At 73.2% G+C, this 14,405-nt stretch carries 13 protein-coding genes and 1 pseudogene; 6 read left to right on the top strand and 8 right to left on the bottom strand.

The window, feature by feature from the left end:
• Positions 1-32 precede the first annotated feature (32 nt).
• Positions 33-812, top strand: a complete 780-nt coding sequence (locus ACGF5C_RS25880; RefSeq protein WP_393305614.1) for an alpha/beta hydrolase — start codon at positions 33-35, stop codon at positions 810-812.
• A gap of 58 nt (positions 813-870) precedes the next feature.
• Here ACGF5C_RS25880 and ACGF5C_RS25875 read toward each other — a convergent pair whose 3' ends face one another.
• The 6 genes from ACGF5C_RS25875 to ACGF5C_RS25850 form a co-directional block, all read right to left on the bottom strand.
• Positions 871-1,377, bottom strand: a complete 507-nt coding sequence (locus tag ACGF5C_RS25875; RefSeq protein ID WP_393305612.1) for a DinB family protein — start codon at positions 1,375-1,377, stop codon at positions 871-873.
• A gap of 218 nt (positions 1,378-1,595) precedes the next feature.
• On the bottom strand, positions 1,596-2,477 hold the full coding sequence (locus tag ACGF5C_RS25870) for a M15 family metallopeptidase (protein WP_393305610.1): 882 nt from the start codon (positions 2,475-2,477) through the stop codon (positions 1,596-1,598).
• A 62-nt stretch (positions 2,478-2,539) separates the two neighbouring features.
• On the bottom strand, positions 2,540-3,319 hold the full coding sequence (locus tag ACGF5C_RS25865; RefSeq protein ID WP_393305609.1) for an RNA-guided endonuclease InsQ/TnpB family protein: 780 nt from the start codon (positions 3,317-3,319) through the stop codon (positions 2,540-2,542).
• A complete protein-coding gene (gene tnpA, locus ACGF5C_RS25860; protein ID WP_393305608.1) occupies positions 3,320-3,718 on the bottom strand; it encodes an IS200/IS605 family transposase in 399 nt (132 codons plus the stop codon). It lies immediately after the preceding gene.
• A gap of 206 nt (positions 3,719-3,924) precedes the next feature.
• Positions 3,925-4,740 carry a peptidylprolyl isomerase gene (locus ACGF5C_RS25855; protein ID WP_393305606.1) on the bottom strand — a complete coding sequence of 272 codons (816 nt, stop codon included), beginning with the start codon at positions 4,738-4,740 and terminating at the stop codon, positions 3,925-3,927.
• A 122-nt stretch (positions 4,741-4,862) separates the two neighbouring features.
• Positions 4,863-6,122, bottom strand: a complete 1,260-nt coding sequence (locus tag ACGF5C_RS25850; RefSeq protein WP_393305604.1) for a D-alanyl-D-alanine carboxypeptidase family protein — start codon at positions 6,120-6,122, stop codon at positions 4,863-4,865.
• Between the two features lie 266 nt (positions 6,123-6,388).
• On the opposite strand from ACGF5C_RS25850, the gene ACGF5C_RS25845 reads away from it, so the two are divergent.
• The 4 genes and pseudogenes from ACGF5C_RS25845 to ACGF5C_RS25830 all read left to right on the top strand — a co-directional run.
• On the top strand, positions 6,389-6,721 hold the full coding sequence (locus ACGF5C_RS25845) for a cupin domain-containing protein (RefSeq protein ID WP_393305602.1): 333 nt from the start codon (positions 6,389-6,391) through the stop codon (positions 6,719-6,721).
• Positions 6,718-7,506: a YwiC-like family protein gene (locus ACGF5C_RS25840; RefSeq protein ID WP_393305601.1), complete on the top strand. Its 789-nt coding sequence runs from the start codon at positions 6,718-6,720 to the stop codon at positions 7,504-7,506. The genes ACGF5C_RS25845 and ACGF5C_RS25840 overlap by 4 nt, the downstream gene beginning before the upstream one ends.
• Before the next feature lie 96 nt (positions 7,507-7,602).
• Positions 7,603-8,214 carry a flavodoxin family protein gene (locus ACGF5C_RS25835; RefSeq protein ID WP_393305599.1) on the top strand — a complete coding sequence of 204 codons (612 nt, stop codon included), beginning with the start codon at positions 7,603-7,605 and terminating at the stop codon, positions 8,212-8,214.
• Between the two features lie 7 nt (positions 8,215-8,221).
• A pseudogene (locus tag ACGF5C_RS25830) lies at positions 8,222-8,662 on the top strand (class I SAM-dependent methyltransferase); the annotation flags it as partial.
• A gap of 1 nt (position 8,663) precedes the next feature.
• On the opposite strand, the gene ACGF5C_RS25825 reads toward ACGF5C_RS25830, so the two are convergent.
• Positions 8,664-9,401: a MerR family transcriptional regulator gene (locus tag ACGF5C_RS25825; protein ID WP_393305597.1), complete on the bottom strand. Its 738-nt coding sequence runs from the start codon at positions 9,399-9,401 to the stop codon at positions 8,664-8,666.
• Between the two features lie 138 nt (positions 9,402-9,539).
• Positions 9,540-11,513 (bottom strand): hypothetical protein, encoded by a 1,974-nt coding sequence (locus tag ACGF5C_RS25820; protein ID WP_393305595.1) that lies wholly within the window; start codon positions 11,511-11,513, stop codon positions 9,540-9,542.
• A gap of 369 nt (positions 11,514-11,882) precedes the next feature.
• Between ACGF5C_RS25820 and ACGF5C_RS25815 the strand changes: the two genes are divergently transcribed.
• Complete coding sequence (locus ACGF5C_RS25815) at positions 11,883-14,156, top strand: ATP-binding cassette domain-containing protein (RefSeq protein WP_393305593.1); 2,274 nt, start codon at positions 11,883-11,885, stop codon at positions 14,154-14,156.
• Positions 14,157-14,405 lie beyond the last annotated feature (249 nt).

Genomic DNA, 14,405 nt, shown 5'->3' with positions numbered 1-14,405 from the left:
CCGGATGTGCGGATGGGCTACGGTCGACGACCGTGGCCCTGATGCGTGCTGACTTCTACTCCGAGGTGCTCGGTCTCAGCACCTCGATGACGGTGCTCCTGCCGCAGCGAACCTCCTCGCAGATCGGCATGGCCGGCAGCGCCCCGGACGGGGACCCGCCCGTGCTCTACCTGCTGCACGGCCTGTCCGACGACGACACGATCTGGCTGCGCCGCACATCCATCGAGCGGTACGTCGCGCCGCTCGGCCTGGCGGTGGTGATGCCCCAGGTCGGGCGCAGCTTCTACAGCGACGAGGAGCACGGCAACCGGTACTGGACCTTCCTCAGCGAGGAGTTGCCGGGGCTGTGCCACCAGTTCTTCCGGCTCTCGGCGCGCCGGGAGGACACCTTCGTCGCCGGGCTCTCGATGGGCGGCTACGGGGCGCTGAAGTGGGCGCTGCGCGACCCGGGCTGGTTCGCGGCGGCGGCGAGCCTGTCCGGCGCGCTGGACGTGGCGGGCCGCCGGCACGATCCGGTCCACCCGATCGACGCCCAGGTCTGGCACACCGTCTTCGGCGAGCGCGCCGTCACCGGCAGCGACGACGACATCCTCGCCCTGCTCGACAAGGCAGCCAACGACCTGCCCGCGCTCTACGTCGCCTGCGGCACGGAGGACTTCCTGTACGAGGACAACCAGACCTTCGTCGCGGCAGCCCGTGAGCGGGGCGTCCCGCTCACCGTGGACTTCTCCCCCGGCGCGCACGACTGGGCGTACTGGGACGCGAAGATCCAGGACGTACTGGCCTGGCTGCCGCTGCGCGCCGACGGCTGACCGCCGCGCCCAGGCTCCCCGCTGCCCGTCGGTGCCCCTCAGGTGCCGTCGATGCCGATCAGGCGCCCACCGTGCCGTCGATGCCCTCGCGCAGGAAGTCGGCGTGGCCGTTGTGCCGCGCGTACTCGTGGATCAGGTGCAGCATCACCAGCCGCAGCGACACGTCCTCGCCCCACCTGGCGTTGTGGCCGGTCACGTCGAGCGACTCCGCCTCCCGCTCGATCCGGCGGGAGTGTGCGACCTCCCGCTGCCAGGCGTCGAACGCCTCCGCCCGGGTGGCGCCGCTGGCGTCGTACGCCACCTGGAAGTCGCCGGAGTCCGACCAGACCAGCGGGACGTCCTCGCCGTCGATGGTCCGCCGGAACCAGTTGCGCTCCACCTCCGCCATGTGCCGGACGAGGCCGAGCAGTGACAGCGTGGACGGGGGCATCGACTGCCGGCGCAGGTCCTCGTCGGACAGCCCGTCGCACTTCATGGCGAGGGTCGCCCGGTGGTAGTCGAGGAAGGCGCGGAGCGTCTCGCGCTCGCCCCCGGTGAGCGGTGGGCCGATGCGTTCGGTGGTCACTTCCTGCTCCCCTCGCCCGACGACGCGCCGCCGTCGGAGTGTTCGTGTGCCCGGGCGGCGGCGCCCTCCCGAGGCGATCATGCCGGACGGGGCCGCCCCGTGCCGCACCGCGTCCCGCCGCGCACCTCGCCGGTCGCCCGCGGAGACCGGCCCGTGCCCCGCCACGCCGATCGCCCACCGCGCCGGTGGGCCGCCGCGTCCGTGGGCCGCCGCGCCGGCTATCCGCTCGGCACCGAGGTGCGGGCCACCGGCACGTCGAAGTACGTGTCCGGCCAGGGCTCGTCGCGGTAGCGGTAGTGCCACCACTCGCGGTCGTAGTTGACGAAGCCGCCGTCGGTCATCAACTGCCGCAGCAGCCGCCGGTTGTCCCGCGCGGTGCCGGTGATCCCAGGCGAGTCGGTGTGCGCGAGCGGGTCGAAGCAGTCGAAACCGGTGCCCATGTCGACGCTGCTGTCGCCGAACCGCTGCCCGCGGGGGGCGGTGCAGGAGACCAGCGGCTGGCCCGGAGCGTACGGGGCCTGGGTTGGGGTCGGCACGTCGACCAGGGTCAGGTCGACCGTGCTGCCCCGGCTGTGCGCCGTGGGGGCGCCGATGTACCCCTCGTCGAACAGCTTCGACTTCGCCACCCGAGGATAGAACTCGGCCTTCATCTGCTGCTCGCCGGGCTGTTTCGCCCAGGCGACGAAGTCGTCGGCGGCGCGCCGGGGACGGTAGCAGTCGTACACCTTCAGGCTGCGGCCCCGGGCGAGCGCGGCGTCCTGCACCCGGCGCAACGCCTCGGCGGCCTGCCGGGTCAGCAGGCAGAGCGGTTCGGCGTACCCGGCGACCGGCCGACCAACGAAGTTGTGCGCGGTGGCGTACCGGATGTCGGTGCGGATCCTCGGGTCGACGTCGGTGAGGACGACGAAGCCCGGCAGGCGCGGCGTCGCGGTCGCGGTCGCGGTCGCGGTCGCGGTCGCGGTCGCGGTCGCGGTCGCCGACGGTGCCGGCGCCGGCCCGGGCCGGGTGCAGGCCGGCGCCAGCGCCGCGACCACCACGGCCACGGCGACGGCCCGGGCCGCGCCCCGGGGCCGCCGACCGGCCCGGCCCGGCCTGTCCACGCCCCCTGTCTTTGACCTCCTCCCACGGCTGAAGCCGGGGGATTGCCGTGGCTGAGGCGTATTCACGCCGCGAGCCGTTCTGGTGGTTGGCGCTTCACGGACCGCCCGACGGCGAGGTCTCCACGCCCTGTCACCGCCAGCCCGGCGGCGAGAATGTTCTTGGCCGCGTTCACACGCAGCGACCGCGACAACTGCTGCTGCAACCGCTTGAGCCTCACCGCCTCGCCGGGCGTGACGAACTCCTGGTCGCACAGTTCGCCGTCGGAGGTCGCGACCGCCACGGCCACACCTCGATCGACCCCGACCGGCGGCTTACCGTTCGGCACCGCCTCGCTCACGCCGTCCTCGACACAGAACGAGATGAGCCAGCGCCCACCGCACCGGCTGACCGTGGCACTACGGATCGCGCCGCCGACCGGCCGCGTCCAACGGAACCGCACCGCACCGACCTTCGGCAGCCGCACCTCACCCCACCGCCGACTCAGCCGATGCACCGCGATCTGGTGGGGGTCAGGAAACCGAAACGACGGTGCCGTGCGCGACTTCGACCGCCACCGCACCTTCCACGTGCCATGCGTCTTGCAGGCCCGGTCCAGGTCCCGCAACGTCTGCTGCAACGTGTGCGACGGAGCGTCGGCCAGCCACGCGCAGTGCGGGTCCTTCTTCGCATCGGCCAACTGCCGGGCCTGCTCGACATAGCCGATGAACCCGCCACGCCGACGATACTCACGGCGCTGCTCCAACGCGGTGTTCCACACCGCCCGGCAAGCCGCCCCCACCTGCTCGGCATAGGCGACCTGCTCGTCGGTAAACGCGAGCAGGTAACGGCGGCCGGTCAACATTCAACGGCCCTTCTGCTGCTCGACGTACCGCTCCATGGCCGCCAGCGGGGCACCGCCCGTGGTCGCCACGAAATACGAGTTCGTCCACAACGTCGGCAACCGGGAACGCAGCGACGGGAACTCCTCCCGCAACACCCGCGAGGTGCGTCCCTTGATCGCCTTGACGAGCCTGTGGACCCCATACTGCGGGTCCACCTCCACCAGCAGATGGACACGGTCCGGCATGACCTCCAAGGCCGCCAGCCACGCCCCCCGCTCCTCAACTACCTCCCGGATCAGCTGCTTCAGCCGCTCCTCAACCCGGCCGTCGAGCACCCTGCGCCGATACTTCGGACACCACACCACATGGAAGGCACACTGGAAGACGACGTCGCTGTTCGACCGCAGCGTGACGGACACCCGGACAGCATACAACTCGGCACTATCTACTATCCGTCTAGAATCGACGCGCTATCCCCACGGCTGAAGCCGGGGGTCTGCGCGCTACGCATTTCGATCAGGGTGCGGGCCCGTCGGCCCCCGGGTCCGGCGACAGGTGTACGTGCGGGAGCCGCCAGCCCCGCCCCGCCCGGCCGAGGGACTGCCGGGCGGGGCGGTGGAGACGGTCAGTGGTGGTGGTGCCGGACGGCCCGGTGGATGTCGACCGGCAGGGCGGGCGCGCCGTCGACCGGCGCCGGGTCCTCGGCCGTGGGGGCGATGCCGCCGGCGGCGATCCGGTCGAGCGTGGCCAGGCCGGCGGCGTCGATCGATCCGAAGACGGTGTAGTTGGGGCGCAGCGCCGAGTCGGACTGGACCAGGAAGAACTGGCTGCCGTTGGTGTCCGGGCCGGCATTGGCCATGGCGAGGGTGCCCCGGGCGTAGAGCCGGCGCACGCCGGTCGGGTCGGTCGGTGCCGGCGGCAGGTCGGTGGGCAGTTCGTCGAGGTACCGGTAGCCCGGGCCGCCCGAGCCGGTGCCGGACGGGTCACCGCACTGGAGCACCTTCAGCGTCGGGTACGCGGTGAGCCGGTGGCAGGAGGTGCGGTCGTAGAAGCGGTGTCGCACCAGGTGCAGGAAGCTCTGCACGGTGCACGGCGCGGCCTCGCGGTCGAGCGTCAGCCCGATGGGCCCCTGGTTGGTCCGCAGCGTCACCCGCACCGTGCCCCGGCCGGGCGTGCGCCTCGGGTCGGGCGGCAGCGGAACCGGCCGGGCGGCCGGCTCCTCCGGTGTCTCGGTGTAGGCGCACGGTCCCGGCGTGACCCGGGGGCCGGCGGTGGAGCCGGCCGGGGACCCGGCGGGCGCGGCGACCGCGGCGGCGCCGCCACCGGTCACCAGCGCGCCCGCCACCAGGGCCACCCCGGCGAGGCGGGTCAACGCGCGGGCCGGTCGGCGGGGTGCCGCGATCGACGGCGGGACGGGGTGCGGTCGGGATTCGCTCGGCACGTGGGTCCTCCCTGGACGTGTGGCACCAGAAAGACCGGAGTCTATGGATCCCGTCGTCGGTTGTCGATCCGCTCGGCACCCGCGGCGACCTGCGGCAGGTGGGTGGCCACGAGCACCCGTGGTCAGGGGGTCCGGCGCCGCCCCGCTCGGCGCCGCCAGTGCAGCGCCACCGCCGCCAGCCCGAGCACGGCTACCGCGAGCGCGGCCGCGGGCCACCGTCCGAGCAGCCCGTCCTCCAGCGGGCCGCTGGCCGCGGCCGGACGAGGTTCGCCGGTGGCGGCGAGCGCGGGCGGCGTGGCGGCCGCCGAGGCGGCCAGTTCCCCCGGCTCGACGAGCCGGCCGACGGCGGAGTCGCGGGGCAGCGAGAAGCCCCAGTCGAGCAGCGCGGCGCCCTGCTCCCAGCCCCGCGCGGGCCGCGGTTCGGCGCCGAGCAGCGTGACGACCAGCCGGCGGCCGCCCCGGTGGGCCGCCCCGACGTAGGTGTGCCGGGCCAGGTCGGTGAAGCCGGTCTTGCCGCCGAGCGCCCCGGGGTAGCGGTAGATGAGCTGGTTCTCGTTCTGGATCTCGAAGCCCTTGGTCCGCTGCGCCGGCTGGGCGGGAACGCGGTGGGTCTCGGTCAGCGCGTACCGGCGGAAGGTGGGGTCGGCGAAGCAGGCCCGGGCGATGAGCGCCAGGTCGTACGCGCTGGTGAACTGGCCCTTCCCGTCGAGGCCGGACGGGGTGACCGCGTGGGTCTGCAGGGCGCCGAGCCGGTGCGCCTCCTCGTTCATCGCCCGTACGCCGCCGGCCATCCCGTCCGGGCCGCCACCGAGGCGGGCCAGCAGGTTGGCCGCCTCGTTGCCGGACTGCAGCAGCAGCCCGAGCCAGACGGTCTCGATCCGGTAGCGCCCGCCGGCGACGAGCCCGACGGCGGAGGAGCCCGGCTCGATGTCCATGTCGCCGTCGGTGACGGTGACGACCTGCTTCGGGTCGAGCCGGGGCAGCATGGTGGCGGCCAGCAGCAGCTTCTGCACGCTGGCGGGGGTGCCGTACTCGTGCGGGCCGCAGCCGCCCAGCACCTGGCCGGTGTCCAGGTCGGCGACCAGCCACGAGGTCGCGGTGACCGCCGGCGGTCGTGGCACCCCCGCGGGGGCGACCAGGCCGGCGGTGGCCAGCGCCGGCCCGCCCACGGCCCGCTCCTCGGGCACGGCCGGCGGCGGCGACGGGCGTGGCGGCCGGGACACCGCCGGCGCGGGCGCTTTCGGGCACGGGGCCGGCGGCATCGCGCCGGACACGCCCGTCGCGGCGGCGGTACGAGCGGTCGGGGCGGCCGCCACCGGGGCGGGCGCGCCGGCGGCGAGGACGACGGCGGTCGCCGTGGCCGCCAGCAGCCGAACCTTCATGCCCCGCACCCTAGTCGGCACGATCGGGGCGCGGGCCGGCTTCCCGATCCTCCGGCGGCCGGCGTGGCGGCGGAGAACCAAGGGGTCCGCTGGCGCGGGCGACCCGGGCGGCCCGGATTCCGGGACCATCGGCCCTGTCGCCGGGCGGGCCCGGCACGGAAGCTGGCAACGGAAAGCGGTAGACGATCTTCCGGTTTGCGCGACGGTCGCCGCCGCACGGACTGCCCCGCCCCGCGCACCGGCGCGCCCACCCGGAAGGACGCATGATGGAAGGCCACTCGCTGACCCGCCTCGCCGACGAACAGCTCGCCGCCGCCGGGGAGGCCGACAGCGGACGCAGCGCCCACAACCTGCACCGCGGCCAGGACCGCCGGCTGCGACAGACCCTGCTCGCGCTGCGGGGCGGCCGCTCGCTCGACGAGCACGACAGCCCGGGCGAGGCGACGCTGCAGGTGCTCCGGGGGCAGGTACGCCTGGTGGCCGGCGACGAGTCCTGGGAGGGCCACGCCGGCGACCTGGTGGTCGTCCCGCCGCGGCGGCACGCGCTGCACGCCGTGACGGACGCCGCCGTCCTGCTCACCGTGACGCCACGCCCGTGACCGCCGTCCCCGCCCGCCGTCGCCGCCCGGCCGGGCCGCCCACGGCGACCACCACCGGCCGCGCGCGGGCCGGGGGCCGGTCACCCGGCTGGCTGCCGCCGCAGCACGGCGCCTGGGCGATGCTGCTGCTGCCGTTCCTGGCGGCGGTGACCGTCACCGGCCCGCACCCGCTGCACCTGCCTCTGCTCGGGGCGGTGCTCGCCGCCTACCCGCTGTCGTACTTCGGGTTGCAGGCGGTCAAGACCGGCCGGTTCCGGCGGGTACGCCCGCAGCTGGCCGCGTACGGCGTCGCCACCGTCCTCTGCGCCGCGCCGGTGCTGGCGGCCCGGCCGGCGGTCCTCGCGTACGCGCCGCTCTACGGCGTCCTGGCCGCCGTCAACGCCGGCTACGCGCGCCAGCGCCGGGACCGGGCGCTCGTCAACGACCTCGCCTTCGTGGCGCAGTGCGGGCTGCTCGGGTTCGTCGTCGCCACGATCGCCGGGGTGCCGCCGGCCCGGGTGGCCGGCGCGACGGTGGTGGCGCTCGGCTACCTCCTCGGCACGATCCTGTACGTCAAGACGATGATCCGGGAGCGGGACAGCGGTCGCTACCGGTGGGCGTCCTGGGCGTACCACGCCGTCGCCGCGCTCGCCGCGGCGCTCTGGGCGCCGATGCCGGTCGCCCTGGTCTTCGCGGCGCTGCTGGCCCGGGCCGTCGTGCTGCCCGGGCGCCGGCTCACGCCGAAGCGGGTGGGGCTGATCGAGACGGCATGCACCCTGCTGGTGCTGGCGGCGGTGGCCTTCTGAACCGGGTACCCGGCCGGTGGGTCGTGCGACGGCAGGGCGACGACGTCCGCGATCCGCCGGTCCCGGCACGGCCGCCGGGTGGGTACATTCGACCCGATGGACATCGACGGTGTGGTCAGGCGCTTCCTCTTCCTCCTGGGTAGTTCACGCCCCGGTGGCAACACCGAGCTCCTGGCCCGACGTGCGGCAGCCGCGCTGCCGGCCGGTGTCGAGCAGCGCTGGCTCCGCCTGGCCGACCATCCGCTGGCGCCGTTCCACGACATCCGACACGGCCAGTTCCCTCCCCCGCCGTCCGGCAACGAGGCGCTGCTGCTGACGGAGACCCTTGCCGCGACCGACCTGGTGATCGCCTCACCGGTCTACTGGTACAGCGTCAGCGCCCCCACCAAGCTCTACCTCGACCACTGGTCGACCTGGCTGCGGCTACCCGGCGTCGATTTCCGGCCCCGCATGCGCGGCCGCACGATGTGGGCGATCAGCGCCCTCAGCGACGAGGACCCGGCCAAGGCGGACCCGATGGTGAACAGCCTGTGGATGAGCGCCGACTACCTCGGCATGCGATGGGGCGGTGCGCTGCTCGGCCACGCCGACCGCCCCGGCGACGTGCTCGGCGACGCGACCGCCCTGCGCGCCGCGGACGCCTTCTTCGCCTCGACGGCGCCCGGCGGCGCACGGGACGGGCGGGTCGCGGAGCGCGCGTCCGGCTGACCGCAGGTCCACGGTGGACGCGGCATGGCTGTCCACGATGATCCATCACGTCGCCGACCTGGACGCGGCGGCCCGCGAACTGCGCCGGGTGCTCCGGCCGGGCGCGCCCGTGCTGATCCGCTCGCCGTTCCCCGGCCGGCACCAGCGGATCGCCCTGTTCCACTGGTTTCCCGAGGCGGTCCGGGTACTGCGGCGCTACCCGGACCTCGCGCGGATGCGCTCGGCGTTCGCGACGGCCGGGTTCACCGTGAGCAGCGTCGAGCCGGTCGCGCAGACCACCGCCGCGTCGTTGGCGGAACTCGCCGAGCGCCTCGACCGCCGGGCCCACACCCCATTCCAGTTGATCAGCGACGAGGAGTTCGCCGGCGGCCTGGCGCGACTGCGGGCCGCCGCCCGCGAGGCGAGCGGCCCGGTCGTCGACCACCTCGACCTGCTGGTGCTGCGCTGAGTCACGCCGGCAGAGTCGGGTCGCGGTGCCGCAGGTAGTCGTACAGCGCCGCCGAGGCGCGCAGCCGCCGCAGGCTGCGCCGGTGCAGCTCCTGCTCCCGCCGGGCCAGCTCCGCGTGGACCCGTTGGGCGCTGCCGGTCGTGCGCATCTCGTCGAGCACGGCCGCGATGATGTCGAACGGGTACGCGCCCCGGCGCAGCAGCGCGACGACCTGCGCGGCACGCAGTTCGGCCTGGTCGTACACCCGGTAGCCGGTGCCGCGCTCGCGGACCGGCCGGACCAGGCCGCGTTGCTCCCACAGCCGTAGCTGGGAGGTGCGGACCCCGACCAGGTCGGCGACCGCGCCGATGCGCACCCCGCGCCGCGGCGCTGGCAGGGTCGCCGGCGGGCTGGTCACCACGGTCTCGAACGCGCCGAGCACCCGCCGGATGTCCGCCCGCTCGCGGTCCAGCTCGGCGTGGCCCCCGTCGAGCGCCGCCAGCGCCGCCGTTAGGTCGCCCCGGTGCACGGCGGCCATGATCTCCCGGGTACGCGCCCAGCCGTGTCCCTCGGCCATCCGGCGGGCCACGGCCAGCGCCCGGAGGTGGTCGGCGGTGAAGATGCGGTAGCCGGCGGGAGTGCGTTCGACCGGTGGCAGCACGCCCAGGTCGACGTAGTTGCGGACCTGCTGGACGGAGATCCCGGCGGTCGCGGCGAGATCCACGGCCCGCAGCCGGCCACTGCCCTTCCGCGCGGTCACCGGGCCACCGTACCGCCCACCCACTGGCCGGAGTGTTTGTGCCCGCCCCGGCGATCGACGCCGCCGGGGGTGTACGGAAGGGGCCCCTTCCTGTCCAACACTCGGCAGGAAGGGGCCCCGCACACCGGGCCGCCGGGCTCAGCGCGTGAGCCGGTACAGTTCCCCGCCCCGGGCGTAGTACATGACGCCCGACGCGTCCATCGTCCACACGTCGCTGATGCCGGTGGCCAGCTTCTGGACCGAGAGCGTCTCGGGGTCCACGCAGGCGACCGTGGTCCGGAAGTTGCCGCACACCGCGCCGTCCGGCGCGACCGCCAGGTGGTCGCTGCGCCAGACGTGGGAGACGTTCCAGTCGAAGGGCTCGACCTCGACGGTCCGGACCACGGTCCGGCTCACCGGGTCGAACTCGAAGAGCGTGCCGACCGTGGACCCCCAGATCCGGCCGTCCGGTGCCACGATCAGCCGGGTGATCGCCTTGGCGCCCGGAATGGCGGTGCCCTCCCAGACCTTCGTCTGCGTGGCCGGGTCCCAGAGGAAGAGCTTCGCCTCCGTCTGGGTCGGCGCGATGCCGAGCCCACCCCAGATGCCGGTGCCACCCAGGATCAGGTTGCCGACGGTGGCCAGGGCGGTGACGCTCTGCTCCGGTACGACGTTACGGTGCACCTCCTTCGCCCCGGTGGCCGGGTCGACGAGCGTCAGCGCCCCGCCGAGCTGGCCGTACTCGGGGATGGTGCCGAAGGCGATCCGGTTGCCGACCCCGGTGATGGCGAACGGCCGGTCCTGGTGTTCGGTGCGGAGCGTCGCGAACTGCCGGGGGTTGGTGCCGCGCACGACGGGCCTGGTCGGGTCGAGTTCGAGCAGGTTCGCGCCCGGGTACACGCCGGCGTAGATCTTGCCCTGGTAGGAGTGCAGGCCCTCGGCCTGCCCGAGCGCCCCGGCGTTCTCGCTGAAGGTGCCGGTCGCCGGGTCGTAGGAGGTGATGCCGCCGCTCGGGTAGGCGCTGGACCAGATCTTCCCGTCCGGGCCGGCCTCCACCGTCTGCAACTGGGCGGGCAGCCCCTTGACCCCGGCGGAGACGACCTTCTTGGCGCCGGTCTGCGGGTTGTAGTAGAACAGGTTGCCGCTCAGGTTGATCGTGACGAGCGTCCTGCCGGGCCACGCCGGGTCGTCCAGGTGCGCCCAGCCGAATCCCCGGGCGGTGCCGTATCCGGTGAAGTCGGTCGGGGTGAGCGTCCGGGTGTCCAGGTTGTAGGCCATCAGGCGGCCGGCCGACGAGCCGAAGTAGACGTTCTTCTTCGCGTCCGGCGGGGAGAAGTTCAGGCCCGACGCGGTGCCGAGTTCGGCGATCCACTGGCCGGCCTGCAGGTCGTGGACGAGCACCCGGTTGCTGTTGGCGAGCCGGGCGAAGAGCGTGTGCTGGTGCACGTCGAGGTCGTAGACGAACTGCTCGCTGCGGTACTGCTCGGGCAGCGGGATCTCCCGCCGTTCGCCGGACTCGATGTCGACCTCGACGAGCCGGGCCACCGTGCCCAGACCAACGTAGATCTTGCCGTTGGCGACGCCGATGCTGCGCGCGTACTGCTCGTCCGGCCAGATCTGCCCGTAGTCCCGGACCGCGCCGGTGCGGTGGTGGAACGAGTAGACCTTGCCGGTGGGGAAGGTGCCGACGAAGACCCGCTCCCCGTCGTTGGCCAGGCGCCACGTCGTGGTCTCCCCCGGCACCGGCGAGCCGAGGTCCTCCACGTGGTCCGCACCGGGCCGGTAGCGGAACAACTTGCTGTCGGCGCCGATGTACGCGGTGCCGTCCGGGGTGACCGTGCCGCCCCACGAACCGCCGGCGCCGGGCAGCGGCAGGGTCCGGACCACGGTCGCGGTGCGGGTGTCGATGACGTTGAGCGCCCCGGTGGTCCCGCGCGCCACGGCGTACGCGTAGTCGCCCGCGGACGTGGAGCCGAAGGTCGCACCGTAGATGGCCAGGTTGTGGTGCGGCACGCCGACCAGGGTCTCGGTGGGCGTGGCGGCCACGGCCGGGGTACCCGACACGGCGGTGGCGGCGACGAGGGTCGCCATGATGGCGACCGACGCCAGGCGGCGACGCTGCTGGAGAGGCATAGGCATCCCTTCTGCAATTTCGGCCATCACCGTAAATCTCGACACATCGAAGGTCAACCACGGATCGCAGCAAGTGCGTGCATCGCAGCAGACCTCGCGGCGAGTCTCCACTAAGGGTCCCAGTTACGGTCCGTCCGTTATCCATCGGCGCCGGGTTGACGCGGCGCGTCCCACGTGGACCGCACCGCCCGGGCGCCATCACCACCCCCGCTTACGCGTTATTTGAGACTTCCCGTGTCTCTCTGGGCGTGGGGCGCAGGCCAACGCGGCAAAACCCTCCACAAGCACGTTAATGAGACGATCGAAGGAAGCCGTCCCCGAAGACACGGCCCGGGCGGAGCCCCGCCCACGATCTCGCGAAGGGTTCGCATGCAGCAGCCAGCACGGTCCGCCGCCGACAGCCACGACATGATCGAGGTACGCGGAGCGCGGGAGAACAACCTCGCGGCCGTCTCCGTCGACATCCCCAAACGCCGGCTGGTCGTCTTCACCGGCGTCTCCGGGTCGGGGAAGTCGTCCCTGGTCTTCGGGACCATCGCCGCCGAGTCGCAACGCCTGATCAACGAGACCTACAGTGCCTTCCTCCAGTCGTTCATGCCGAGCCTGAGCCGGCCCGACGTCGACTCGCTGCGCAACCTGACCCCGGCCATCGTGGTCGACCAGGAGCGGATGGGCGCCAACTCCCGCTCCACGGTCGGCACCGCCACCGACGCGTACGCGATGCTGCGGATCGTGTTCAGTCGGCTCGGCACCCCGCACGTCGGCGGCGCCGGGGCGTTCAGCTTCAACCTGGCCGAGGGGATGTGCCCGACCTGCGAGGGCCTCGGCCGGGTCTCCGACCTCGACGTCAACGAGATGGTCGACGTCGAGCGCTCCCTCAACGACGGCGCGGTCACTGTGCCCAACTTCGCCGTCGACTCCTGGTACTGGCAGACCATCGTCAACTCCGGCCTGTTCGAACCCGACGTCAAGCTCCAGGACTACACGCCCCAGCAGTGGGAGGACTTCCTCCACAAGCCGGCCACCAAGATCAAGGTGGGCAGCAACAACTGGACGTACGAGGGCCTGGCGGTCAAGGTCCGCCGGCTCTACCTGGCCAAGGACCGCGAGTCGATGCAGCCGCACATCCGCGCGTTTGTCGACCGGGCGGTCACCTTCACCACCTGCGCCGCCTGCCGGGGCGCCCGGCTCAACGAGGCGGCGCTCTCCTCCCGGATCGCCGGGCGCAACATCGCCGAGTGCTCGGCCATGCAGATCAGCGACCTGGCCGGGTTCGTCCGCGCCATCGACGACCCGTCGGTCGCCCCGCTGGTCGGCAACCTGCGTGAGCTGCTCGACTCGCTGGTGGAGATCGGCCTCGGCTACCTCAGCCTCGACCGCGAATCCGCCACCCTCTCCGGCGGCGAGGCGCAGCGGGTGAAGATGGTCCGGCACCTCGGCTCCAGCCTCTCCGACGTCACGTACGTCTTCGACGAGCCGACCGTGGGCCTACACCCACACGACATCGCCCGGATGAACGACCTCCTGCTGCGCCTGCGCGACAAGGGCAACACGGTGCTGGTCGTCGAGCACAAGCCGGAGACCATCGCGATCGCCGACCACGTGGTCGACCTCGGGCCGGGAGCGGGCGCCGCCGGCGGCCGGGTCTGCTACACCGGGGACGTGCCGGGCCTGCGCCGCTCCGACACCCTCACCGGCCGCCACCTCGACCACCGGGTCCGCCTCCGCGAGCACGTACGCCGGCCGGCCGGCCACCTGTCGATCCGCGGCGCCGACCTGCACAACCTGCGGGACGTCAGCGTCGACATCCCGCTCGGGGTGCTGACGGTGGTCACCGGCGTGGCCGGCTCCGGCAAGAGCTCGCTGATCCACGGCTCGCTGCACCGCCGCGACGGCGTGGTGGTCGTCGACCAGACCGCGATCCGGGGTTCCCGGCGCAGCAACCCGGCCACCTACACGGGCCTGCTGGACCCGGTCCGGACGGCCTTCGCCAAGGCCAACGGGGTCAAGGCGGCCCTGTTCAGCGCCAACTCCGAGGGCGCCTGCCCCACCTGCAAGGGCATCGGCCTGGTCTACACCGACCTGGCGATGATGGCCGGCGTCGCCTCCGTCTGCGAGCAGTGCGAAGGTCGGCGCTTCACCGACGAGGTGCTCACCTACCGGCTGCGCGGGAAGAACATCAGCGAGGTGCTCGCCATGTCGGCCACGGAGGCCCGGGACTTCTTCCCCAGCGGCCCGGCCCGGGTGATCCTCGACCGGCTGGTCGACGTCGGGCTCAGCTACCTCACCCTGGGGCAGCCGCTCAACACCCTCTCCGGCGGCGAGCGGCAGCGGCTCAAGCTGGCCATCCACATGGCCGACAGCGCGAGCACCTACGTGCTGGACGAGCCGACCACCGGCCTGCACCTCGCCGACGTGGACCAGTTGCTCGCGCTGCTGGACCGGCTCGTCGACGCCGGCAACACGGTCATCGTCATCGAGCACCACCAGGCGGTCATGGCACACGCCGACTGGCTGATCGACCTCGGGCCCGGGGCGGGGCACGACGGCGGCCGGATCGTGTTCACCGGCACCCCGGCCGATCTGGTCGCCCACGGCGACACCCTGACCGCCCGCCACCTGCGCGAGTACGTCGGCCGCTGAGAAAGCGACGCGCCCTGGTCCCGGTGCCGCAGGCCCGGGACCAGGGCAGCCACGCGGCACGGAAATGCCTCTTACCCACCGTGGGCTGCGCAAACCTTTACCGATGACACGAACCGCAACAAGGTGGCCCGGCCGCGCGTGCCACGATCGCGGATTAGAGCGACCGGCGATAGGTGTTACCTGAGCCTGCGGGTGGTGGGGCGTGTGTCCCAGCGGTAGAGGGTGCGGGCGCGGTAGATGAGTTGACGG

Source organism: Micromonospora sp. NPDC047620 (genome assembly GCF_043205005.1).
GTDB lineage: Bacteria > Actinomycetota > Actinomycetes > Mycobacteriales > Micromonosporaceae > Micromonospora.
This window is presented reverse-complemented; position numbering and strand designations above follow the sequence as displayed.